Consider the following 23,179-nt stretch of genomic DNA (forward strand, 5'->3'; position numbering starts at 1 on the left):
AGCCCCCGAGAGAGAAGGAACGATGACGGACCTGCCCCAGCCGCGCCCGGGTGACCTGCGGGTCGCGGCCGTCGACCTCGGCGCCACGAGCGGCCGGGTCATGGTGGCGGTCGTCGGTCCGGGACGTCTCGACCTCGCCGAGGTGCACCGCTTCCCCAACGGCGGCGTGACCGCCGGCGGCTCGCTCTTCTGGGACGTCCTCGGCATCCACCGCGAGGTGCTGGCCGGGCTCCGCACCATCGCCGCGACCGGTCCGCTCGACGGCATCGGCATCGACTCGTGGGCCATCGACCACGGGCTGCTCGACCGCGACGGCGTGCTCCTCGGCAACCCCTACAGCCACCGCGACGCCCGCACCGACGGGGTGCCGGAGCAGGTCTGGCAGACCGTCCCTGCCGCGGAGCTCTACGCCCGCACCGGCCTGCAGCACCTGCCGTTCACCACCGTCTACCAGCTCGCCGCCGCCCGGGGCACCGCGGCGCTCGAGTCGGCGCAGACGCTCCTGCTGCTGCCCGACCTGCTGGGCTACTGGCTGACCGGCGAGATCGGCGCGGAGCGCACGAACGCCTCCACGACGGGCCTGTACGACGCGACCACCGGCACCTGGGCCATCGACCTGGCCGCGCGGATCGGGCTGCCGTGGAGCATCCTCCCGCCGCTCCGCGACGCGGGCGACCGGGTCGGCACGCTGCTGCCGGACGTCGCCGCCGTGCTCGGCCGCACCCCGGGCGACGCGCCCGTCCCCGTCGTGGCGGTCGGCTCGCACGACACCGCCTCCGCGGTGGTCGGCGTCCCCGCCGCCGGGCCGGGGGAGGAGGGTGAGCGCTTCGCCTACATCTCCTCGGGCACGTGGTCGCTGGTCGGGCTCGAGCTCGACGCCCCCGTGCTGACCGACGCCGCACGGGCCGCCGACTTCACCAACGAGGCGGGCGTCGACGGCACGGTCCGCTACCTGAAGAACGTCATGGGCCTGTGGGTGCTCTCCCAGTCGGTGCAGACCTGGGAGCGCGACGGGACCCGGATCGACCTCCCCGCCCTCCTCGCCGAGGCCGCCGCCCTGCCCGCCCTGCGCACGGTCGTCGACATCGACGACGCGAGCCTCCTCCCGCCGGGGGACATGCCGACCCGGATCCGTGCGCTCGCCGCGGCTGCGGGCGAGCCGGAGCCGCGCACGCCCGCCGAGGTCGCCCGCGCCATCGTCGACTCGCTCGCCGTGGCCTACCGCCGCCACCTGCGCGCCGCGGCCGCCACCGCGGACCACCCGTTCGACGTCGTCCACGTCGTCGGTGGGGGCACCCACAACACGCTCCTGTGCCAGCTCACCGCCGACGCCGTCGGCGTCCCCGTCCTCGCGGGACCCGGCGAGGCGGCGGCCCTCGGCAACGTGCTCGTCCAGGCGCGCACCCTCGGCGCGGACCTGCCCGACCTGGCGGCCATGCGCGCCCTGCTCCGCGCGACGCACGAGCTGCGGCGCTACACCCCGCGCACCGGCGCGGACGCCCTCGACTGGGACGACGCCGAGCGGCGCGTCCGACCCGGACGGCCGACGACCGTCGGCTGACCTCACGGCCCGCGGGCCACTCATCTCGGGAGACACCATGGACGACGACGTCACGACCGCCTTCGCCGGCGCGCCGCGCGGCCCCCGCACCGGCCCCCGCACCGGCCCGCGCCTGGACCCCCGGCTCGATCGCCGCCGCCTGCTCGCCGCGGCGATCGCGTCCGCCGGTGTGGCGGCGATGGCGACCGGAGCCGCGGGAACGGCCGCGGCCGCGGCACCGGCCACGGCTCGCCCCGGTCTCCCCGGCGACCTCGCCCGCCGTCTCGCGACCCCCGGGCTCGCGACGGCCGCCGGTTTCCGCTGGTGGTGGCCCCACGGCGCCGTCGATCCCGCCGAGATCACCCGCGAGGTCCAGCAGATCGCCGCGGCGGGCTTCGGCGCCGTCGAGATCGCCGACGTCACCCACAGCCTCCGGGCCCGCGACATCGAGATCGACCTCGCGACGCAGGGCTGGGGCACGCCCTCCTGGGTCGCCGGCGTCCGTGCCGCCCTGAAGGAGGCCGAGAAGCGCGGCGTGCGGGTCGACATCACCGTCGGCCCGTCGTGGCCGGCGGCCGTCCCGACGCTCACCCCGGACGACGAGGGCGCCTGCACCGAGCTGGTCCACGGGCGGGCGACGGTGACCGCGGGCGCGACGTACGACGCGGCGCTGCCCGAGCCGCTCGTCGAGCCGGTGGCGGCGGCGACGCGCCGTACCCTCGTCGCCGTCCAGGCCGCCCGCCTCGTCACCGAGGGGACGACGCGCACTGAGGCCGTCCTCGACGAGGCCTCGCTCGTCGACCTCACCGACGCGGTCGTCGACGGCGCCCTCCGGTGGACCGCGCCCGCGGGGACCGGCAGCTGGGTGCTCCTGGCCTACTGGCAGCGGGGCTCCGGGCAGGAGCCCGAGGCGGGGCCGCACACCGACCCGCGCTGCTGGGTCGTCGACCACTTCTCGCCGCTCGGCGCGCAGGCCGTCGTCGACCTCTGGGAGTCGACCATCCTCGACCGCGACCTGCGGCGCCTGCTCGGGTCGACCGGCGGGTACCTGTTCGAGGACTCGCTCGAGATCGAGACGGACGCGACGATCTGGACGCCCGCCTTCCTCGCGGAGTTCGAGCAGCGCCGCGGCTACGACCTGCGGCCCTACCTCGCCGTCGTGCTCGAGCTGCACGAGCGCTACCAGTTCGCCTTCGACGCCACGACCACGATCCGGGTGCGCGACGACGTCAACCAGACGCTCTCCGACCTCTACCGCGACCACCACCTGCGGCCGATCCAGGCGTTCGCGCGCACGCTCGGCATGGGCCTGCGCGTGCAGCCCTACGGCCTGGAGACCGACACCGTCGAGCACTCCGCCGTGGTCGACGTGCCCGAGACCGAGTCGCTCGGCTTCAAGAACCTCGACGACTACCGCGTCATGGCCGGCGGCCGCGACCTCGGCGGGCGCACCGTGCTCTCCTGCGAGGCGGCCTGCTACAACGGCGCGGCCTACTCGACCACCTGGGAGCGCGCGCTCCAGACGCTCCACAGCATCTACGCGGCGGGCGTCAACATGGCCGTGCTGCACGGCTTCGCCTACGCCTCGGCGCCCGGGGTGACGTGGCCCGGCTTCGCCGCGTTCTCGCCGTACTACAACGGGGCCGTGGGGTACGGCGAGGCGTGGGGCCCGCGGACCCCGCTCTGGAAGCACATGCCCGGGATCGCCACCCACCTCGCCCGCACGCAGCTGGTGCTGCAGACCGGGGTGCCGAAGTACGACGTCGTGTTCCTGCGCCCGAAGGGCTGGGCCTCCACCGGGATCGGCGCGCCGTGGGCCACGAACGACGGCATCCCGCTCGGCTGGACCCACTCGTTCGCCACGCCGGCGCTGCTCGAGCTGCCGCTGGCGACGGTCCGCGACGGCCGGCTGGCTCCTGACGGCCCGGCGTACCAGGCCATGGTCGTCAGCCCCGACCAGTTCCGCGGCGGCCGCTGCTCCATCGAGCTGTCGGCGGCGAAGCGGGTCCGTGCGCTGGCGGAGGCCGGGCTGCGCGTCGTGCTCCTCGGCGACTGGACCCAAGCGGAGCCCGTCGGCATCGAGACCCCCGCGGTGATCGCCGAGATCCGCGCGGAGATGGCGGCGGTCGCCGCGCTCCCGACGACCCGCACCGTGGCCGCGCAGGGCGACATCCCGGCGGCGCTGACCGCGCTGGGCGTCACCCCCGACGTGAGCCACGACCGGTCCACCCTCATGTCGGTACGCCGCGTGCTCGCCGACGGCGGCGGTGTCGACCTCTACTACCTGGCCAACGCGAAGCACGCCGAGAACCGGCGCCTCGAGCGCGTCACCCAGGACGTCTGGCTGACGGCCACCCGCAGCGACGCGGTGCCCTACCGGCTCGACACCTGGAGCGGGACGCTCGCGCCCGTGCCCCTCCACGAGCGGTCGGGCAAGCGGGTGAAGGTGCGGGTCGACCTCGTCCCGGGGCAGTCGAGCGTCATCGTGCTGGCGGCGCCGGCGCCCTCCGAGCGACCGGTCTCCGTCGTCGCGACGACGGCGGTGGACGTGGCGGGCGACGACCGGCGCCTCGTCGTGCGGGCCACGACGCCGGGCACCCACACGGTGACGCTGGCCGGCGGCCGCACCCGGTCGGCCACCGTGGCCTCGGTGCGCGCGCCCCTGACCCTCACCACGTGGGACCTCGAGGTCGAGGACTGGACCCCGGGCCGCACCGCCACCGAGACCACGCGCACCACGCGCCGTACCCGCCTGTCCGCCCTCGTGCCGTGGTCGCAGATCCCCGGGTTCGAGGACGTCTCCGGGATCGGCCGCTACCGCGCGTCGGTCAACCTCGGCCAGCAGTGGCCCGTGGGCACGGGTGCGCTGCTCGAGCTCGGCGCCGTCGAGGACACCTTCCGCGTCACGGTCAACGGCCAGGCGCTCCCGCCCTGCGACCCGCTGCGCACCACCGTCGACCTGGGCCGACGGCTCCAGCGCGGCGCGAACACGATCGAGGTGGAGGTCGCCACCCCGCTGCTCAACCGGCTTCGGACGGTCACGCCGGAGGTGTACGGCGTCGCGACACGGCAGAACTACGGCCTGCTCGGGCCGGTGCGGATCCTGCCGTACGTCGAGGCAGAGGTGCGCTGACGTTTCCGCCGCCGGCGGTGGGGGGATCCCTCCTGGTCATCTCGGACCCGGAGGAATCCCATGCTCGATCCCGACCCCCGCCGTCGCGGCGCCCTGCGACCCGGCCCGGCCCGGGCCACGGCTGTGGTGACCGTGCTGGTGCCGGCTCTCCTGCTGGCCGGTTGCGCCGGAGGCGACGAAGGGCGTGCCCGGTCCGGCGACCCGACGAGTGGGAGCGGGGCGAGCGGTGCGCCGGAATGGCCGGCCGCCGAGACACCGCTGGAGGTGGACGGCCCGGCGTGGTGGGCGGACGGAGCACTGCACCTCGGCAACGGGACCACGATCCCCGTGGGCGACTCCGGGCGCGAGCCGGGGGACCTCGTCGTCGGGGGTGACCGGGTGTGGGTGCGCGGCTGGACGCCGCCCGCCGACCTGCCGTCGACCGACCGCGGCGACGACGATCTCGGCCCGCACGACGCCCTGCACCTCGTGGATGCGTCCGGCGAGATCGACGACACGGACGTCGAGGTCGATTCGCTCGCCGCCTCGCCCGACGGTCGGTACGTCGCGCACATCGACCTGTCCTCGGGCGAGGAGGACCGCTACGGGACGCCGCAGGCCGCCACGGTCGTCGTCGACACCCAGACCGGGGAGGAGGTCGTCCGCTCCACCGACGGGATGGGTGACCGGTCGAACGACGACTTCGCCGCCCTGTACCCCGACGTGGAGCTCGAGCTGCTCGGGTTCGCCGACGGACGCTTCTGGGTCGACGCGGCCGAGGGACTGCGGGCCGTCGATCCGACCGACGGACGGATCGTGGCGGTGGACCCGGAGGACGAGCCCGAGGACGCCCCGTGGCGGGAGGTCGTCGCACCGGCCCCGGCCGGCGTCGACCCCGCCCGCTGGCTTCCCCTCCAAAGGCTGGCCGACGGCTCGGTGGTGGCCGTGGTCGCCGACCCGGCTGGTCCGTCCGGTGCGGGCGTCCTGGCGACGTGCGGCGCGGGCGCCGACCGGTGCACCCCGGTGCCGGAGTCGGCGGGGCGCGTCGTACGCCTCCCGGCGGGGTCGGCCCCGGACACCGTCGTCGACCTGGCCGCCCCGCGCTGGGAGGCGGCTCCCCGCTGACGGTCACGGGGCGTGGGGGCTGGGTACCCGGTGGTGACCACCCGACCCCACCCACCCGACCCGCCGGAGGTCCCCGTGTCCCACCCCCGCCTCGCCGTCGTCACCGGATCCGACTCCGGCATCGGCCGCGCCGTGGCCCAGCTGCTCGCGACCGAGGGCTTCGACGTCGGCCTCACCCGCCACCACGACACCGAGGGGGCGGCGGCCGCCGCCGCGGAGGTCGAGCGCCGCGGGCAGCGGGCGTTCGTGGCCGACTTCGACGCCACCTCGGACGCCGCCGGGACCGTGGTCGACGACCTCGTCGACCGGCTCGGCGGCCTCGGCGTGCTCGTCAACGTGGCCGGCACCGGCCACTCCTCGCGCGTGCTCGACCTGACGCTGGAGAAGTGGCGCGAGGTGCTCGCCACCGACCTCGACGGCCCGTTCCTGACGTCGCAGGCCGCGGCCCGGCACCTCGTGGCCGGGGGCGCGGGCGGCCGGATCGTCAACGTCACGAGCGTGCACGAGTACCTGCCCCGCCTCGGCGCCGCCGCCTACTGCGCGGCGAAGGCCGGACTCGGCGCGCTGACCAAGGTGCTCGCGCTGGAGCTCGGCGAGCACGGGATCACGGTCAACTCCGTCGCGCCCGGCGAGATCGCCACCGAGATGACGGGGCAGGACACCGAGGACGCGTACGCCGAGGAGCGGCCCGGCAACCCCCTCGGCCGCCCCGGCCACGTCAACGAGGTCGCCGCGCTGGTGGGCTTCCTGGCGTCGCCGCGCTCGTCGTACGTCACGGGCTCGACCTTCACCGTCGACGGCGGGCTCGGGCTGATGGCCGCGCACGGCCACGACCAGGCGGGCGCGGGCTGGCGGGAGGTCTGAGCCCCGACGGGCGGCGTCGCCTCAGCCGCCCGCGCCCCGCTGCTCCTCCCGCACGTGGGAGACGAGCCACGCAGCGAGCGCCGCGGTGACGACGCCGACCGCCCCGATGCCGACGAGCATGAGCACGACGGCGATCAGGCGGCCCTGGAACGTCACGGGGAAGCGGTCGCCGTAGCCCACCGTCGTCACCGTCGTCGTCGCCCACCAGAGTGCGTCGCCGAAGGTGCGGATGTTCGCGTCCCGCGCGTCCTGCTCCGCGTCGAGCACGGCGACGGCGCCGAGGAACAGCGAGATCAGCGCGGTGCCCAGCACGTACGTCGTCGCGCGGCCCGCGAGCCCGCCCGCGGCCGTGCGCTGGAGCACCCGCATGAAGGCGAGCACGCGCAGGACCCGGAGGGGCCGCAGCAGGGGGAGCAGGATGAGCGCGACGTCGTACCAGTGCCGGACGGCGTAGCGGCGGCGGTCGTGCGCGAGCGTCATCCGGATCGCGAAGTCCACCGCGAAGGCGCCCCACACCGTCCACGAGACGGTGCGGAGGAACGTGCGCACGTCGGGATCGAGCCGGGGGTCGAGCACGGGCCAGGCCCAGGCGACCACGAAGGCGAGCGCCAGGCCGAGCAGGGGCACCTCGACCCGTCGCTCCCATGCGTCGACCCGTGCCTCGTCCACGGCGGCACCCTAGAGGCAGTTCCACGCCCCGGCGTGAACAGGTAGCATGCGTCGCATGGTACCTAGCGAAGCGCAGGTCCTCGCCAATCTCCGTCGGGGAGTGGTGGACCACTGCGTGCTGGCCGCGCTGCGGAGGGGCGAGCGCTACGGGCTGGACATCGCCCGAGAGCTCGAAGGCACGCTCCTGGCCGGGACGGGGACTCTCTATCCCCTGCTGTCCCGGTTGCGGAAGGGCGGTCTCGTCGCCACGTCGTGGCAGGAGTCGACCGAGGGTCCGCCGCGGCGCTACTACCGGCTCACCGGGGACGGCGAGGCGGCGTTGCGGGCGTTCGAGGCGGCCTGGGTGCCGTTCCGCGATGCGGTGGACGGCGCGCTGGGTGAGGCACGTGACGAGGGGAGGGGCCGCGATGAGCGGTGAGGAGAAGTCGACGGGGTTGACGGCGGACGAGCGGGTGCGCCGCTACCTGGGTGAGGTCGACGCGGCGCTCGCCGCGCGCGGCGTCGTGGACCGGAGCGAGATCGTCAGCGACCTGCGCGAGCACGTCGAGGCCGCGCGGGCCGAGGGGGAGGAGGTCGCCACGCTCCTCGCCGGGTTGGGTGATCCGCAGGCGATCGCTGCGGAGGCCGCGCGTGACCAGCCGACGCCGCCCGCGCCGTACGTGTCGGCTCCGCCGACGTCGCCGGGTGCGGTCGTCCCGGTGCGACGCCGGCGGGCCTGGCCGGCGCTGGTGGCGCTGGGTCTGGTCGTGCTGGGGTCGTTCCTGCTCGGGCTCGTGACGCCGCCGGTCGTGCCGATCGCGGTCGTCGTCCTCGGCTGGGTGGGCATCTGGGCCTCGCCGCTGTGGCGGACGGGCGAGCAGTTCCTCGGCACCCTCTTCGTGCCGGCGCCGGGCTTCGTGTGCGCCGCCGCGCTGGGGTTCTTCGCGGGCGGCAGCGAGACCTGCGCGACGACCTCGGACGCCACCGGCACCCAGACGGTGTGCACCACGGCTGACGGCGACGGCAGCCTCCTCGCGCTCGTGATCGGGATCCCGTTCGTCGTCGTCGGGCTCGCCTACCTCGTGCTGCTGGCGCGCCTGGCCGTGGTGCGGGCGCGCGGCGGTGCTCAGCCCGCGGACGCCTCGTAGACCAGCGCCTCGCCGTCGGGCGAGTACTCCACGACGACGCCCGGGGTCACGATCTGGCGGTCGGTCCAGCTGATCTGCTCCCCGAGCGCGCCGTCGACGGGTTGGTCGGCGACGGCCAGCATGCCGTCCTTGACAGAGATCCGGTCGGCCGACCCGGCCTCCTTGAGCGCGCGAGCGAGGAACCAGGCCGCGTCGTACGCCTCGGCGGCGTAGGCGAGGGGATCCTCGCCGTACTCCTCCCGGTACGCCGCGACGAACGCCTGCGACGACGCCGCCTCCATCTGGTGGTGGAAGTTGCTGGCCCACACCATGCCCACGCCGTCCTCGCCCGCCGGGTCGAGGCTGCCGCCGGAGGCGCCGGCGTTGCCGAGCACGGGCCCGTCGTAGCCCGCCTGGCGCAGCTGCGTCATCGCGGTGGGGTTGGCGGCGCCGACGAGGAGCACGGCCACGAGGTCGGGGTCGCCCGCGAGCACCTGGTTGATGGGGGCGGAGAAGTCCTGCGTGGTGGCCTGGGTGCCCACGCTCCCCGTGACCTCGATGCCGAGCTCCTCGGCCATGGCGGGCAGCGTGTTGGTGCCGATGTCCTGCACCGTCGGGTTCGCCTCGCTGTAGAGGATGCCGATCGAGCGGGCGCCGGTCTCCCCGATGTACCGGCTCAGCGCCGGGTAGTACTCGCGCATCAGTGGCGTCGCCCGCCACGTGTAGTCGCTGTTGAGCACGCCGTCGCTGCCGGCCTGCGTGTAGATCACCGGCAGCTCGGAGCGCTCCGCCAGCGGCGACATCGCGAGCGCCTCGTTGCTGGAGACGGACCCGAAGACCGCGGAGACGTCGCCGCCCACGGTCACCTTCGTCATCTCCCGCGCGGCCGTCTGGGGCTCGGACTTCGTGTCGACGAGGTCGAGCTCGATGCGGGTGCCCTCGAGGAAGTCCTCGGCGTTGATCTGGTCGACGGCGAGCTGGTAGCCCTTGTTGGCCGAGTCCCCGACGAACGCCACGACGCCGGTGGTCGGGTTCAGCGACACGACCTGGACGGTGTCGGGCAGCCCGTCGGTCGGTGCCGGCCCGCCGCTGTAGACGCTGCTGCACGCGGCGGTGGCGAGGAGCAGTGCCGCGGTTGCGGCCGTGGTGGTGGTGCGGGACGTCCGAGTACGTCGCACGAGGGTCCTTCCTCTGGGGGTGCGGTCCTGCTGGGGCGGTGTCGGGGTGCTCAGACCACCGACTGCGGCGTCTGCCGCCAGGGGGCGAGCACGGCATCGGGTGCGGCGTACTCGTCGGGGAGGTCGTCGGTCATCGCGAGGGCGGAGCCCATCCGGCCGTAGCCGACGAAGGTCGCGACCTGGAAGCAGAGGTCCATCTGCTCCTCCGGCGTGAAGTGCTCGGCGAGGCGGGCGAAGGTCGCGTCGGTGATGGCGAGGTGGTCGGTGGCCGCGAGGTCCGCGTAGGCCAGGGCGGCCTTCTCGGCCGGGGAGAGGTCAGGCGCCTCGTCGGGCTTCTCCAGCGAGCAGACGAGGTCCTCGGTCACGCCGTCGTCGAGCCCGTCGGCGTACCGGATCGCCATGCAGCTGCGGCACTGGTTGTGGAACGAGACGCGCAGCCGCACGAGCTCGACCAGGCGGCGGGGCAGCACGCTGTTGTCGCGGAGCGCCTTCATGAACTGCAGGTACGGCCCGGCGATCGCGGGCGCCTGCGCGTAGACCCGCTGGCGGAGCGGCGCATCGGCGCCGACGAGCGGGGCGGACTGGGCGGCGGGAGCGGGAGGAATTCGACTCATCCCTGATTATGGTAGTCAGGTTTGCGTTGGACGCAACGGCGGGGCGGGGCGCACCCCCGTGCGCGCCCCGCCCCGCCCTGCCGTGCCCGTGCGTGGGCGCTCAGCCCTCAACGTCCTGCGGGGACTCGCCCGCGAGGGCGTCGACGAGGCGCGGCTCGAGGTGCTCGAGCACGTACTTCTGGCTCAGCGGGGTGAGGAAGTAGATCGCGCCGGAGAGCACGGCGTCGCTGTAGATGGCGCGGCCCTCCTGCACGGCGGGCAGGGTCGCCATCGTCCCGAAGGAGAGCACCTCGTCGACCCCCTCCGGGGACTCGGTGGCGAAGAGCACGACGTCGGCGTCGAGCATCCCCACGTTCTCGGCCGAGATCTGCGCCTGCTGGCCGGCGCCCGGCGCGTGCTCCTCCAGGCCGGGCGTGATCGTGAACCCCAGGTCGGTGAGGAAGTCGGTGTTGACGCCGTCGGGGTAGACGTAGATGACGCCCTCCCAGATGACGCCCTGCGCGAAGGTCGCCGTCTTCCCGGCGAACTCCGGGTGCTCGGCGGCCACCGCGGCGTACGCCTCCTCGACCCCCGCGATGAGCTGCTCGCCCTCGGCGGAGCGGCCGACTGCCGCGGCGATCTGGCGGGTCTGGTCGCGCCACGGCGAGGCGTAGCCCTCGGACCCGTCGGTGGCGGTGACGGTCGGCGCGATCTCGGAGAGCCGGTCGTAGGCGTCCTCGGTCATGCCGGCGTTGGTGCCGATGATGAGGTCGGGCTCGAGCTCGGCGATCCGCTCGAACTGGAAGCCGTCGGCGGCGCTCAGCACCTCGGGCTCGGCGCCGTTCAGGAGGTCGGTGGCCCAGGGCCAGACGGCGAACTCCTGCTCGCCGTACCACTCCGTCGTCGCGATCGGCGTCACGCCCAGCTCGAGCAGCACGTCCTGCTCGGTCAGGCCGACGCTCACGATGCGCTGCGGCTCGGACTCGATGGTGGTCTCGCCGTACTCGTGCTCGACGGTCACCGGGAACGAGTCCGACGGCTCGGTCGTGTAGTGCGGGTTCTCCTCGGCGCGGTCCTCGGCGGCGCTCCCGCCGCAGGCGACGAGGGTGGACAGGGCGAGCGCGGCGGTGACGGACGCGGCGAGGGCGCGCGGGGCGCGGTGGCGCGAGCGGGGGAGCAGGGTCACGGTGGTCCTCGGGTGTGGGGCCGTCGGATCGGGCGCGACGGCGCGGCGCTGTGGAGGGTAGCCTCACCTAACCTCCGTCGCGATCGTCGTGGACGGACACCAGTCGAGGTGAGCAGTCATGACCCTGTCCGTCGAGCGCGACCCCGCGTACGCCGCGGCGCGGAGCCGCGAAGCCGTTGTCGGCGAGCGGACGATCGCACGTGTCCCGGCCCCGGCGATCACCACCGAGTGGTTCGACATCGCCGCGGGCACACGCTACGACTCCCACCTCCACGCGACCGACCAGCTAGCCTGGATGGTGGCCGGCGCCATGCGGCTCACCGTCGGCGGCACCACGTGGGAGCTCGGCGCCGACCACGTGGCCTGGATCCCCGCCGGGTCGCTGCACGAGATGACGATTAGCCGCACCGGCACGCTGGTCGATGTCTACGCCGACCCCGTCCTGCGCCCCGCGGCGGGCGACCGCTGGGACCGTCCCGCCGTCCTCGCGGTGGAGCCCCTGGCCGCCACGCTGCTGCGGCACGCGGCGGAGGCGCCGCGCTCGCCCGAGCGGCGAGGGTTGGCGTATCGCCTCCTCCTCGACGTGCTCGCCGACGCCCCGCTGCGCCACGACGTGGTCACCCTCCCCGCCGACCCGCGAGCCCGTCGCGTCGCGGTCGCGCTCCTCGACGACCCGGCCGACGCGCGGAGCCTCGGGGACTGGGCCGCCGCGCTGCACGTCAGCGAGAAGACGCTCGCACGAGCGTTCGTCGCCGGCACCGGCCTCACCTTCCGCCAGTGGCGGCTCCGCCGTCGCCTGCAGGCAGCGGCCGGTCTGCTCGTCGACGGACACACCGTCACCGACGTCGCCGAACGCGTCGGCTACGCGTCGCCCAGCGCGTTCATCGCCAGCTTCGCGGAGGTCTACGGCCGCACCCCGCGGAGGTACGCCGCGGACGCGCGCTCGGCGGACGTCGGGTAGGTGGCTGCGGAACATCCGGTGCGCCCGGTGGGTCGGATGTTCCGTGGCTCGTGGGGCTGGCTCGGGCCGGCTCACTCGCGGCGTCCGTCACTCGCGGTGTCCGTCACTCGCGGCGGGTGAAGCGGAGCTTGCCGGTGCCGAGTCGTTCGACGAGGTAGAGCGGGTCGTGGATCTGCTGGTGGTGCTGGTCGCAGAGGAGGCAGCCGTCCTGGACGTTGGTGTGGCCGCCTTCTGACCATGGCGTGAGGTGGTGGGCGTGGGTCTGGTGGGGCGGTCTCGTGCAGCCTTCGGCGATGCAGCCTTGGTCGCGGATGGCCATGGCGGTGCGCATGGCTCTGGTGTGGAAGCGGGCGGTGCGGCCGAGGTCGAGGAGTTCGGATCTGGTGCCGAGGACGGCGGGGATGATGCCGGCTTCGCAGGCGAGGCGTCGGGCTTCGCCGGCGCTGATCTGGCCGCCGGTGTCGAGGGAGGCCGATGCGAGTCCGCCGAGGAGCGACTCCAGGGTCATCGTCACGACGACGGTCGCACCCATCCCGCCCGTAGCCGGGAGGTCTTTCTGGTCGAGCATCTCCAGCAGCTGCTGGAAGGCCCGTCCGTAGCGCTCCGGCGTCGGACGGCCGGCGATGAATCGCTGGTCGGGGTCGGCGTTGGTGTTGAGGTGCTGGGGGGCGGCGTAGGCGTCGAGGGCTTTGCGGAGCATGGCGCCGTGGAGCTCGGGCAGCGTGAACCGTCCGTGGATCTTGCCGTGGCCGTCGGAGACCATGCTGAGCCGGGAGGCCGCGCGGGCCTCGCGTTCCTCCCGTTCGAGCAGCGCGGCCTCGTGGGCTTCGCCGACCTCGGGGGCGATGACCGTGAGGATCCTCTTCCCGAGGGCTCGCAGGGCCTTCGCGTCGTGGTCAGAGGCGAACCCGACCAGCGTCTCCTCGGCCTGCAGCCGTAGCTCGGCCGGTAGTTCCTCGGGTAGTGCGTCGAGCGCCCTGACGATGACGTCCGCCTGTTCGGTGTCCACCGTCCCGGCCTCGCACGCGGGCGCCAGATGCGTCTCGCACCGACCAGTCAGAGCGTCACCGATCCTCGCGAACCGATAGGCATCGCGACGTGTGAGAGCACCGGCGTTGGCCAACCACACCGCAGCGGTCGACGCACCGTTCTGCCGGTGGAGCTCGACCTCCTCGGCGTGCTGCACCAACACCGCGACCAGCGCCGACACGCGAGCGACGAGCCGGCGGGCATCGACCAGCGCGATCCCGGTCTGCGGTGCGCTCAGCCAGCTCAGCCCGGACCGCCCGTCGTCCGCGAGCACGGCCGTGGCCACCCGGATCGCCTCCAAGACCGGATGCCCCACATCGACCGCACCCGGACCGGCACCGGGACTCGAGGCGACACCGGGCACTGCCCACCCAGGCTCCGGCTCTGCGGCGGGTTCGGGCGCGTCGTACTGGCTCTCGCCGCGCCGCACGATCCGACACCCGCGCGTCGCCTCGACGGGCCATTCCCCGGTGGTGAACGCGTGCTCCAACCAGTCCGGCACCGGCTCGTCGACCAGGAACTCGGCAGGGGGCTCCGGCACCGGTGGCCCGAAGCCACCGGCGTCGCCAGATGAGCCGACCCCCGTCATGGCGACCACTCAACCCGAGCCCACTGACAGTTTTGAACCACACCGGACAAGCCGCCGTACGAGCTGTGGACAACCGGGCGCCGCCGCCGTTCGACCAAACTCGACGCGTACGCCGCAGCCGTTCGACCCAACTCGACGCACCTGCCGCGCCGAACAACCCAACTCGACGCGAGACCCGTGCACCCGTGCGGCCGCCCCGGGGCCGGGTGGCAAGATATGGCGCACGCCCCAGTAGCTCAGTGGATAGAGCAGCCGCCTCCTAAGCGAAAGGTCGCAAGTTCGACTCTTGCCTGGGGCACCGACGAGCAGCACCCTCACCCCACCGCGGCGCCGTCCGTCAACGGTGGCGGGCACGTCCCGTCGGACGTGTCGCGCAGCTCGTAGTGCCAGATCTCGTTGGCGAACACCTGGCACAAGCCGAACTCCGCGCCGTACCGGGAGAACCAGTACGCCGCGTCCGTCGGCCCGACGTCCACGGCGTCGCCCGTGACGTGGGCGGAGGTCGCGGGCGTGGCGACCCACCGGCTGGCCTCCTCGCGGGAGCCGTGGGTCGCGATGGCCTCGTCGAGCAGGCTCTGCTGGTAGAGCTCGCTCCGCCACCCGCTCGTCAGTCGCACCGCGATCCCGTCGGCCTCCGCGGCGCGGGTGGCCGCGCGCACCGCGGCGCGCAGCTCGGGGTCGAGCCGGGTGACCGCCGGGACGTCGTCGTCGATGGTCACCACCCGGTCGCCGATGCGGCCGTCCTCCTCGCCCGGGGCGCCACCCGCGACACTCCCCGCGGCCCCACCTCCGCCGGTCGAGGTCGTCACGGCGCGGACGGCCTCGCGCAGCGGGTCCGTGCCGCCGCCGAGGACGGCGCCCGTCACGAGGGTCGCGGCGGCGAGCAGCGCGAGGACGGCGAGCGCGACGAGCAGGGCAGGGGGGCCGGGGACGCGAGGAGATCGGTTCATGGCCCCAGTCCAGGGCGCGGCGCGTCGCGGGGGCGTCTCGGTTTTCGCATACGCCGACGAGACGTCCGGGTGCCTAGCATGGCTGGTCATGCGCGTACTGGTGGTCGAGGACGAGCCCTACCTCGCGGACGCGATCCGCGACGGACTCCGCCTCGAGGCGATCGCGGCCGACGTGGCCGGCGACGGGCAGGCGGCGCTCGACCTGGCGGACCTGAACGCGTACGACGCGGTCGTGCTCGACCGGGACCTGCCGGTGGTGCACGGGGACGAGGTGGCGCGCCGCCTGGTCGCGTCGCACCCCGCGACGCGGATCCTGATGCTGACCGCGGCTGCCGGCCTCGACGACAAGGCGTCGGGGTTCGGTCTCGGCGCCGACGACTACCTGACGAAGCCGTTCGAGCTGCGCGAGCTGGTGCTGCGCCTGCGCGCCCTCGCGCGGCGGTCCGGACGCCCCGCGCCGCCCGTGGTCGAGGCCCACGGGCTCCGTCTCGACCCGTTCCGCCGGGAGGTCCACCGCGACGGGCGGTACGTCCCGCTGACCCGCAAGCAGTTCGCGGTCCTGGCTGAGCTGGTGGCGGCCGAGGGCGGGGTGGTCTCCGCCGAGGACCTGCTCGCCCGCGCGTGGGACGAGAACGCCGACCCGTTCACCAACGCCGTCCGCATCACCATCTCCTCGCTGCGCAAGCGGCTGGGACGACCGTGGCTGGTGCAGACCGTGACCGGTGTGGGTTACCGGTTCGGGCCCTCGTGAAGGACGCCGTGAACCCCGTCCGGCGCCGCGGCCTCAGCGTGCGCCTCAAGCTGACGCTGTCCTACGTCGCGTTCCTCATGGCGGCGTGGGCCGCCTTCGTCGTCGTGCTCGAGTTCGTCCTGCACTACGTGCCCGACACGGCCCTGGTGACCGCCGACGGCGGCTTCGCACCGCGCCGGTCGGACCTCAGCACCGCGGCGTACCCCGTGGTCGTGGTCGCGACCGTCGTGCTCCTCGCCGTCGGGCTCGTCGGCGGCTGGCTCCTCGCCGGCTGGATGCTGCGGCCGCTCTCGGCCGTGACGGCGGCGGCGTCGGCGGCGGCCGGGGGTTCGCTGTCGCACCGCGTCGCGCTCGCCGGTCCCGACGACGAGCTGCGTCGGCTCGCCGACGTCTTCGACGACATGCTGGCCGGGCTCGAGCGGTCGTTCGACGAGCAGCGGAGGTTCGCCGCCAACGCCTCCCACGAGCTGCGCACCCCGCACGCGGCCGCTCGCACGATGCTCGAGGTCGCCGCCCGGGACCCCGACCGCGACGTGGACCGCCTCATCAGCCGGCTGACGGAGCTCAACGAGCGGTCGATCGCGACCCTCGACGCGCTCCTCGTGCTGGCCCGGGCCGACCAGGTCGCTCCCGTCCGCGAGCCCTGCGACCTCGCGGACCTGGTGCGCACGACGCTGCGCCGCCTCCCGGACGGGCTGCCCGTCGTGCACCTCTCGCTGTCGTTGCTGCCGGCGCCGGTGCTCGGCGTACCGGCCCTGCTGGAGCACCTCGTGGGCAACCTCGTCGAGAACGCCCACCGACACAACGTGGACGGGGGCTCCGTCATCGTCCGCACCGCGGCCACCGCCGACGGCGCCCGGCTCGAGGTGCTCAACACGGGGCCGGTGCTCGAGCCCGCGGTAGTGGCGACCTTGACGGAGCCGTTCGTGCGCGGCGCCGGCCGCGTCCGCGCCGTCGGCACCGGTCTGGGTCTCGCCATCGTGGCCTCCGTGGCGCGGCTCCACGGCGCCGAGCTCGTGCTCGCTGCCCGAGAGGGCGGTGGGCTGCACGTGCGCGTCGACGTCGTGGCCCCAGCGCAGCGGAAAGCGGTGCGCTGAGGCCGCGACTCGCGGCGGGCCGCGGCCCCGGCATGATGCGCACGTCGGTCGCACCACGAAGGCGCACCACGAAGGCGCACCACGAAGGCGCACCACGAAGGCGCACCACGGAAGGGTCGGACGTGAGGGATCCCCGGAGACGGTCCGGCTGCGTGGCGGCCGTCGGCCTCCTGATCGCCGCGGCGGGCTGCACCGCGACCGACGAGACGCCCGACCGCGCCACCGTCATCGACCTGCTGCAGCAAGACTGGCAGCACGTGCCGGGGATCGTCGCGACCGACGACGGCCTGGAGGTCGCGACCACGGGGTGGCGCATCGTCGAGCAGGACGGCAGCGGCGGGCAGCCGAACCCGCCGCTCAACCTGGCGGGCACGCACCTCCTGGCCCCGGACGACTTCACCCTCGACGCGTCCTTCGCGGACGTGACCGCCGACGCCACCTGGGCGGTCTACGACAGCCCGCCGGTGATCGCCGACGAGTTCCGCATCGAGCCCGCGGGCCTGCGGCTCACGCTCCGTGACGACGACCTCCGCATCACGGTCTTCGACGGCGCGGACCCCGACGACGTGACCGACCCCGAGCCCGTGCACGACGAGCAGGTGACGCTCGCCGACCCCGAGGCGGAGCTCTCGGTCACCCGCTCCGGCGACCGGCTGGAGGTGGCGAGCGACGGCGAGACCGTGGCCTCGCTGCCGTTCGGCGACGTCTTCGGATCCGGCGAGCTCTGGCTGGGGTTGTCGAGCGACGAGGGCACCTTCTCGGTCGACGCGCTCACCGCCACCGCGCCGGAGGGTGCGTCCCTCGCGACCGCCGGCCCGGTCGCGGTCGACGCCGCGCCGTACCCCGACGGCCTGCAGGCCGGTGCCGCCCGCATCCGTCCCGACTTCCTCGTCGGCGCCGCGGTGGCCCTCGGGCCGCTCGCCGCGGACGAGGACTACGCCGGGAGCTTCGTCGGCAACTTCGGTGCGCTCACGCCCGAGAACGCGATGAAGCCGCAGGCCCTGTCGCCGCGCCCGGGGGTGTACACCTTCGAGGAGGCCGACGCCCTCCTCGACCTGGCGGAGAGCAAGGGCATCGCCGTGCACGGCCACACCATCGCGTTCACCGAGGCGATGCCCGCCTGGATGCGCGAGCTGCCCGCCGACACCGCCGAGGAACGCGCGGCCAGCGCGGAGGCCCTGCTCGACTACGTGACGACCGTCGTGACGCACTTCCGCGGCCGGCTCGCCTCGCTCGACGTCGTCAACGAGCCGTTCGACGTCGACCAGGGCACCGCGCTGCAGGAGAACGTCTGGTACCGCGTCCTCGGACCGGACTACCCGGTCGTCGTCTCGCAGGCGGTCCACGACGCGGACCCCGACGTGCGGCAGTTCGTCAACGAGAACGGCGCCGACGTGCCCGGTCCGCGGCAGGACGCCCTGATCCGGCTCGCGGTGACCACGAACGAGCAGGGCGGCCACATCGACGGCGTGGGTCTGCAGTCCCACGTCTACGACCTCGGCACCGACGCCATCTCCGCCGACGACCTCGCGACCACCCTGGCCGCCGTCGCGGAGGCCGGGCTCGTCGCCCGCATCTCCGAGCTGGACGTCACGGACGCCGAGGGCGCGGAGGCGCAGGCGGAGCAGTACGCCACCGTCCTGGCCACCTGCCTGCGCTCGGAGGTCTGCGTCTCCTGGACGACCTGGGGCGTGGACGACCGCTACGACTGGTACGTCGACGACGACGGCCTCCAGCAGGGCCACGACCTGCTGTTCGACGACGGCGAGCCGACCCTCGCGTACGACGCGGCGCAGGCCGTGCTCGGGAGCTGAGCTCCGGCAGGACCGGCTCCGGCCGCGGCTTCACGCCAGCGACAGGAAGAGCTTCTCCATCTTCTTCACGTCGAGGCTGTCGGCGCCGTCGGCGGCGATGCACTGCTGCAGCCCGGTCGCCACGATGGCGAACCCGGCCCGGTCGAGCGCCTTCGAGACGGCCGCCAGCTGCGTGACGACGTCCTCGCAGTCACGCCCCTCCTCCAGCATGCGCAGCACCCCGGCCAGCTGACCCTGTGCGCGCTTGATGCGGTTGATGACGGGAGCCATCGACTCCGGCTCGAGCTGCATCAGAGCGTCTCGGCGTCGGACCGCTGGACGGTCGGGGACAGCGTGTGGGTCATGGCGGGGCCTCTCTCTCGGTGTGGTTGGAACATACCCCAGGGGGTGTTATGTTCCCTTCTCGTGGGGTACCCCCGGGGGTATCCACGACGAGAGGAGAAGAGCCGTGGTCGAGGAGACCGTCCAGGAGCTGGCGTCCGCGCTGGCCGTCCACCCCGCGCCGCAGGTCGTCGACGTGCGCGAGCCGCACGAGCACGCCGCCGGGCACCTGCCCGGCGCCCGCCTCCTGCCGCTGGGTCAGCTCGCGGGCCGCCTCGGCGAGCTCGACCGGAGCCAGGTGGTGCACGTGGTGTGCGCGTCGGGCAACCGCAGCCGCGTCGCATGCGAGCTGCTCGAGGCCCAGGGCTTCCGCACGCGCAACGTCGCCGGTGGCACCACGGCCTGGCGGCGGGCAGGCCACGCAGTCGAGGTTGCGCGATGACCGCCGGTGCCCCCCCGACCGACGGGCTCCGGGTCGTCACGATCGACACCCCGTCGCTCGGTGACCGCAGCTACGTCCTGCACGACGGCGAGGTCGCCGTCGTCGTCGACCCGCAGCGGGACGTCGACCGGGTCCACGCCGTGCTCGACGCGGAGGGCGTGCGGGTCACCCACGTCGTCGAGACCCACGTGCACAACGACTACCTGACCGGCGGGCTGGCGCTCGCCCGGGCGACCGGGGCGACGTACCTGCTCAACGGCGCCGACGACGTCGCCTTCGAGCGCACCGGTCTCGCCGACGGCGACGAGGTGCTCGTCGGCGACCGGATGCGCTTGCGGGCGCTCGCCACGCCGGGCCACACCTTCACCCACCTTTCCTACGTCGTCGAGGACCTGGCCGATGCCGGATCCGCGGGCACCCCCGCGCCGGCGCTCTTCTCCGGGGGCTCGCTGCTGTACGGCGCGACCGGCCGCCCCGACCTCCTGGGTGCCGAGCACACCGATGCCCTGGTGCGTCACCAGCACGCCTCGGCGGCGCGCCTGGTGCGCGAGCTCCCCGCGCACACCCGGCTCTACCCGACCCACGGCTTCGGCTCGTTCTGCTCGGCGACGCAAAGCAGCGCGGACAGCTCGACGCTCGAGGTCGAGCGCCGCACGAACCCCGTGCTCACCTCCGACCTCGAGACCTACGCCCGCGAGCTCCTCGCGGGGCTCGGGTCCTGGCCGGCGTACTACGCCCGCATGGCCCCGCGGAACCGGGCCGGTGTGGAGGCGCCGGACCTCTCACTGCCCCCGCTCGCCGACGCCGCCGACGTCGCGCGCGCCGTCGCCGCGGGTGAGTGGGTGATCGACCTGCGCGAGCGCACGGCCTTCGCGCGCGGCCACCTCCCCGGCGTCGTCGGCTTCGGCGTCGACGGCCCGCTCGCGACCTACCTCGGCTGGCTCCTGCCCCCCGACGCGCCCGTCACCCTGCTGGGCGCATCGCCCGAGCAGGTCGCGCTGGCCCAGCGCGAGCTGGTGCGGATCGGCATCGACCGTCCGGCTCGGTACGCCGCGGGCGACGTCGTCACCGGCGCTGGCGCGACCGCGTCGTACCGCACGGCGACGTTCGCCGACCTGGCCGACGCGCTGGACGGTGGCGTCACCGTGCTGGACGTGCGCCGCGCCGAGGAGCGGGCCGCCGGTCACGTGCGCGGGTCGCTTCACGTGCCGCTCCCCGAGCTGCGCGAGCGGCTCGACGAGGTGCCCTGCGGCCGCGAGGTCTGGGTGCACTGCGCGGGCGGTTACCGCGCCGCCGCCGCCGCCTCGATCCTCCAGGCCGCCGGTCGGCGCGTCGTCGCCGTCGACGACGGGTTCGACGCGGCGGCCGCGACCGACCTGCCCCTCACCGCCTGACCCCGCGGCGCTCGCCGCACGACCGGAAGGACCACCATGACCACGCTCGCCGATCCGCCCGACCAGGGCTCGTCGAGAGCCGCGCGCCCGGGCCCCCTCGGCCGCCTGGGGCTCACCGTCCTCGACCACGGACGCGCGACCTGGGTGCTGTGGGCGCTCGTCGTGCTCGTGCTCGCGGCGTTCGCCCCCCGGGTCGAGCACAACCTGTCGGGCGCGGGCTGGCAGGCGGGCGGCTCCGACTCGGTCGCCGCCCGGGAGCTCGCGGTCGAGCACTTCGGCGGGAACGCGGCGTCCGCGCTGCAGGTCGTCGTGCACACGACGGACGGCTCGTCGGTCACCGCTGGGGAGGGTGCTGAGGTGCTCTCCGACGTGACGGCCGCCCTCGAGGCGGACCCGCGCGTGGCCGAGGTCGTGGCGCCCCAGCCGGGCGCGACCCTCAGCGCGGACGGCTCGACGGCGATCGTGATGGGTGGCGCCGGTGCCAGCACCGACGACATGGTCCGCGCAGCGCGTGACCTCACCGACGAGCTCACGGGCCTGTCGACGTCCACGGTGGAGGTCGACCCGACCGGCGCCTCCCAGCTCTGGTCCGACTTCAACAAGGCCAACCTCGACGCGATGCTCAAGTCCGAGATGGTCTCGTGGCCGGTGACGCTCGCGATCCTCGTGCTGGCGTTCGGTGCCCTCGTCGCGGCGGGTCTCCCGCTGCTGCTGACGCTGGCCGGTCTCGTGGCCTCCGCCGGCTCGCTCGTGCTCATCAACGAGCTGGTGCCGGTCTCGATCTGGGCCATGAACTTCGCGATGATGTTCGCCCTCGCGCTCGGCATCGACTACGCCCTCTTCGTGGTGGTGCGCTACCGGGCGGCGCGGATGGGCCAGCAGAAGTCCGTCCGGGACGCCGTCGTCGAGACCATGGACACCGCGGGGAAGGCGGTGCTCCTCTCCGGCGCCACGGTGCTCGTCTCGCTGTCGGCGGTGATGCTCGTGCCCTCGCCGGCCTTCCGGTCGATGGCGGGCGGCATCATGCTCGCCGTCGCTTTCGTGCTGGCCGCCACGTTGACCCTGCTCCCGCTCGTGCTGGCCCGCCTCGACCACCGGATCGACAAGCTCTCGCTGCCCTGGGTCGAGGCGGGCGAGCACCGCTCGGCCTTCTGGGCCCGCTGGGGGGAGGTGCTGTGGCGTCGGCCGCTCGTGTGGGGCGGTCTGGCCCTCGTGGTGCTCGTCGCGCTGGCGGCGCCCGTGCTCGGCCTGAAGACCGCGATGCCGTCGATCAAGGTGCTGCCGGAGGACGCCAGCGCCCGGGTCGGGTACGACGCGGTGGGCACCGCCTTTGGCCCCGGAGCCACCGGCACGATGCAGGTCGTGGCGCCCGCGTCCGAGGCGCAGCGCGTCGCCGAGTTGCTGGGCGCCGAGCCGGGAGTCGCGGGGGTGCTCCCCGCGCAGCCGGCCGCCGACGGTGCCGGGCTGGTGCTGATCCAGGTCGTGCCGTCCGTGGACCCCTCCGACCCCGACCTGGGAGCGACCGTCGACCGGCTGCGCGACGACCTGCCCGGTGACGTCCTCGTCGGTGGCGCGGCGGTCGAGAACCTCGACCTGAAGGCCCAGCTCGACGAGTCCGCGCCGCTCGTCATCGGTGTGGTGCTGGCGCTCGGGTTCGTGCTCCTGCTCGTCGCCCTGCAGGCACCGCTGATCGCGCTCCTCGGCACGCTCGCCAGCCTGCTGTCGACGGCCGCCGCCTTCGGCGTCGCGCGGCTGGTCTTCCAGGAGGGCTGGGGGAGCGACGTCCTCGGGTTCGAGTCGCAAGGCTTCCTCGACGCGTGGGCGCCGGTGTTCTTCTTCGCGATGATCTTCGCGATCGCGATGGACTACACGGTCTTCCTGCTCGCGTCGGCCAAGGAGCACTACGAGCGCTCGGGCGATCCGAAGGACGCGATGGTGGGCTCGCTGGCCCACAGCGGCCGCGTCATCTTCGCCGCGGGCGCGGTGATGGTGGCGGTCTTCTTCACCTTCGCACTCTCCGGGCCGCTGGCGCCGAAGGAGATGGGCATCGTGCTCGGCACCGCGGTGCTGCTCGACGCCCTGCTCGTGCGCCTCGTGCTCCTGCCGGTGCTGCTGCGCCTGACCGGGCACGCGGCCTGGGCCTCGCCGGCGTGGCTGCGCCGCGTCTTGCCTCGCGTCACCTTCGCCCACGGCTGATCACTGCCCACCCCTTTTCCGAGAACCCAGGAGGAATCCCATGTGTCGACCGACGAGCTGCAAGAAGTGCGGCAAGGTGACGTGGGCCGGCTGCGGCATGCACGTGCAGCAGGTGATGGCCGGCGTGCCGCGCGACCAGCGCTGCCTCGGGCACGAGGCCGAACCGCGCACCGGACTGCTGGCCCGCCTGTTGGGACGGGGCTGACGGTGGCCGCGCCGGGTGCTTCCCTGGGCTCGTGGAGTCGGGGGAGCACGGCCGTGA

At 74.2% G+C, this 23,179-nt stretch carries 21 protein-coding genes and 1 tRNA gene; 15 read left to right on the plus strand and 7 right to left on the minus strand.

Translation table 11 applies throughout. From position 1 onward, the window contains the following. The first annotated feature begins 22 nt into the window (after window positions 1-22). The 4 genes from PIR53_19360 (at window position 23) to PIR53_19375 (ending at window position 6,641) form a co-directional block, all read left to right on the plus strand. Complete coding sequence (locus PIR53_19360) at window positions 23-1,561, plus strand: rhamnulokinase (GenBank protein WZH52160.1); 1,539 nt, start codon at window positions 23-25, stop codon at window positions 1,559-1,561. A 37-nt stretch (window positions 1,562-1,598) separates the two neighbouring features. Beyond that, the gene (locus PIR53_19365; protein WZH52161.1) at window positions 1,599-4,673 is read left to right on the plus strand and encodes a glycosyl hydrolase; all 3,075 of its coding nucleotides are present in this window, start codon (window positions 1,599-1,601) and stop codon (window positions 4,671-4,673) included. A gap of 60 nt (window positions 4,674-4,733) precedes the next feature. Beyond that, window positions 4,734-5,777 (plus strand): hypothetical protein, encoded by a 1,044-nt coding sequence (locus tag PIR53_19370; GenBank protein ID WZH52162.1) that lies wholly within the window; start codon window positions 4,734-4,736, stop codon window positions 5,775-5,777. Between the two features lie 75 nt (window positions 5,778-5,852). Further along, window positions 5,853-6,641: an SDR family oxidoreductase gene (locus PIR53_19375; protein WZH52163.1), complete on the plus strand. Its 789-nt coding sequence runs from the start codon at window positions 5,853-5,855 to the stop codon at window positions 6,639-6,641. 21 nt (window positions 6,642-6,662) lie between these two features. On the opposite strand, the gene PIR53_19380 is transcribed toward PIR53_19375, so the two are convergent. Continuing rightward, a complete protein-coding gene (locus PIR53_19380; protein ID WZH52164.1) occupies window positions 6,663-7,310 on the minus strand; it encodes a potassium channel family protein in 648 nt (215 codons plus the stop codon). Window positions 7,311-7,365: 55 nt separating this feature from the next. Between PIR53_19380 and PIR53_19385 the strand changes: the two genes are divergently transcribed. Then, on the plus strand, window positions 7,366-7,728 hold the full coding sequence (locus PIR53_19385) for a PadR family transcriptional regulator (GenBank protein WZH52165.1): 363 nt from the start codon (window positions 7,366-7,368) through the stop codon (window positions 7,726-7,728). Beyond that, window positions 7,718-8,437 (plus strand): hypothetical protein, encoded by a 720-nt coding sequence (locus PIR53_19390; GenBank protein WZH52166.1) that lies wholly within the window; start codon window positions 7,718-7,720, stop codon window positions 8,435-8,437. The genes PIR53_19385 and PIR53_19390 overlap by 11 nt, the downstream gene beginning before the upstream one ends. On the opposite strand, the gene PIR53_19395 is transcribed toward PIR53_19390, so the two are convergent. From PIR53_19395 to PIR53_19405, 3 genes are all read right to left on the minus strand, one after another. After that, window positions 8,416-9,594: an ABC transporter substrate-binding protein gene (locus PIR53_19395; GenBank protein ID WZH52167.1), complete on the minus strand. Its 1,179-nt coding sequence runs from the start codon at window positions 9,592-9,594 to the stop codon at window positions 8,416-8,418. The genes PIR53_19390 and PIR53_19395 overlap by 22 nt on opposite strands. Before the next feature lie 50 nt (window positions 9,595-9,644). After that, window positions 9,645-10,208 carry a carboxymuconolactone decarboxylase family protein gene (locus PIR53_19400; GenBank protein ID WZH52168.1) on the minus strand — a complete coding sequence of 188 codons (564 nt, stop codon included), beginning with the start codon at window positions 10,206-10,208 and terminating at the stop codon, window positions 9,645-9,647. A gap of 100 nt (window positions 10,209-10,308) precedes the next feature. Further along, window positions 10,309-11,373: an ABC transporter substrate-binding protein gene (locus tag PIR53_19405; GenBank protein WZH52169.1), complete on the minus strand. Its 1,065-nt coding sequence runs from the start codon at window positions 11,371-11,373 to the stop codon at window positions 10,309-10,311. Window positions 11,374-11,491: 118 nt separating this feature from the next. Here PIR53_19405 and PIR53_19410 point away from each other — a divergent pair, with 118 nt between their 5' ends. Beyond that, window positions 11,492-12,334, plus strand: coding sequence for an AraC family transcriptional regulator (locus PIR53_19410; protein ID WZH52170.1), 843 nt, complete (start codon window positions 11,492-11,494; stop codon window positions 12,332-12,334). Between the two features lie 103 nt (window positions 12,335-12,437). Here the strand turns inward: PIR53_19410 and PIR53_19415 are convergent, their stop codons facing one another. Beyond that, window positions 12,438-13,865, minus strand: coding sequence for a DUF222 domain-containing protein (locus PIR53_19415; protein ID WZH52171.1), 1,428 nt, complete (start codon window positions 13,863-13,865; stop codon window positions 12,438-12,440). A 312-nt stretch (window positions 13,866-14,177) separates the two neighbouring features. Here PIR53_19415 and PIR53_19420 point away from each other — a divergent pair. Next, window positions 14,178-14,250, plus strand: a tRNA-Arg gene (locus PIR53_19420). 16 nt (window positions 14,251-14,266) lie between these two features. Here the strand turns inward: PIR53_19420 and PIR53_19425 are convergent. Then, entirely contained in the window at window positions 14,267-14,902 is a 636-nt protein-coding gene (locus tag PIR53_19425; protein WZH52172.1) for a M15 family metallopeptidase, read from the minus strand. 88 nt (window positions 14,903-14,990) lie between these two features. Here PIR53_19425 and PIR53_19430 point away from each other — a divergent pair, with 88 nt between their 5' ends. The 3 genes from PIR53_19430 (at window position 14,991) to PIR53_19440 (ending at window position 18,564) form a co-directional block, all read left to right on the plus strand. Next, the gene (locus tag PIR53_19430; protein WZH52173.1) at window positions 14,991-15,653 is read left to right on the plus strand and encodes a response regulator transcription factor; all 663 of its coding nucleotides are present in this window, start codon (window positions 14,991-14,993) and stop codon (window positions 15,651-15,653) included. An 8-nt stretch (window positions 15,654-15,661) separates the two neighbouring features. Continuing rightward, window positions 15,662-16,750, plus strand: a complete 1,089-nt coding sequence (locus PIR53_19435) for a HAMP domain-containing sensor histidine kinase (protein WZH52174.1) — start codon at window positions 15,662-15,664, stop codon at window positions 16,748-16,750. Between the two features lie 152 nt (window positions 16,751-16,902). Next, window positions 16,903-18,564, plus strand: a complete 1,662-nt coding sequence (locus PIR53_19440; GenBank protein ID WZH52175.1) for an endo-1,4-beta-xylanase — start codon at window positions 16,903-16,905, stop codon at window positions 18,562-18,564. A gap of 30 nt (window positions 18,565-18,594) precedes the next feature. Here the strand turns inward: PIR53_19440 and PIR53_19445 are convergent, their stop codons facing one another. Beyond that, complete coding sequence (locus PIR53_19445; GenBank protein WZH52176.1) at window positions 18,595-18,855, minus strand: metal-sensitive transcriptional regulator; 261 nt, start codon at window positions 18,853-18,855, stop codon at window positions 18,595-18,597. A 157-nt stretch (window positions 18,856-19,012) separates the two neighbouring features. On the opposite strand from PIR53_19445, the gene PIR53_19450 reads away from it, so the two are divergent. Genes PIR53_19450 through PIR53_19465 form a run of 4 tightly spaced genes read left to right on the plus strand, consistent with a single transcriptional unit; the run spans window position 19,013 to window position 23,122 of the window. After that, entirely contained in the window at window positions 19,013-19,327 is a 315-nt protein-coding gene (locus tag PIR53_19450; protein WZH52177.1) for a rhodanese-like domain-containing protein, read from the plus strand. Continuing rightward, on the plus strand, window positions 19,324-20,721 hold the full coding sequence (locus PIR53_19455; GenBank protein ID WZH52178.1) for a rhodanese-like domain-containing protein: 1,398 nt from the start codon (window positions 19,324-19,326) through the stop codon (window positions 20,719-20,721). Before PIR53_19450 ends, PIR53_19455 begins: the two co-directional genes overlap by 4 nt. Before the next feature lie 36 nt (window positions 20,722-20,757). Next, window positions 20,758-22,917: an MMPL family transporter gene (locus tag PIR53_19460; protein ID WZH52179.1), complete on the plus strand. Its 2,160-nt coding sequence runs from the start codon at window positions 20,758-20,760 to the stop codon at window positions 22,915-22,917. Between the two features lie 40 nt (window positions 22,918-22,957). Next, entirely contained in the window at window positions 22,958-23,122 is a 165-nt protein-coding gene (locus tag PIR53_19465; GenBank protein ID WZH52180.1) for a hypothetical protein, read from the plus strand. Window positions 23,123-23,179: the final 57 nt, after the last annotated feature.

Source organism: Nocardioides alkalitolerans (assembly GCA_038184435.1).
Lineage (GTDB): Bacteria > Actinomycetota > Actinomycetes > Propionibacteriales > Nocardioidaceae > Nocardioides > Nocardioides alkalitolerans_A.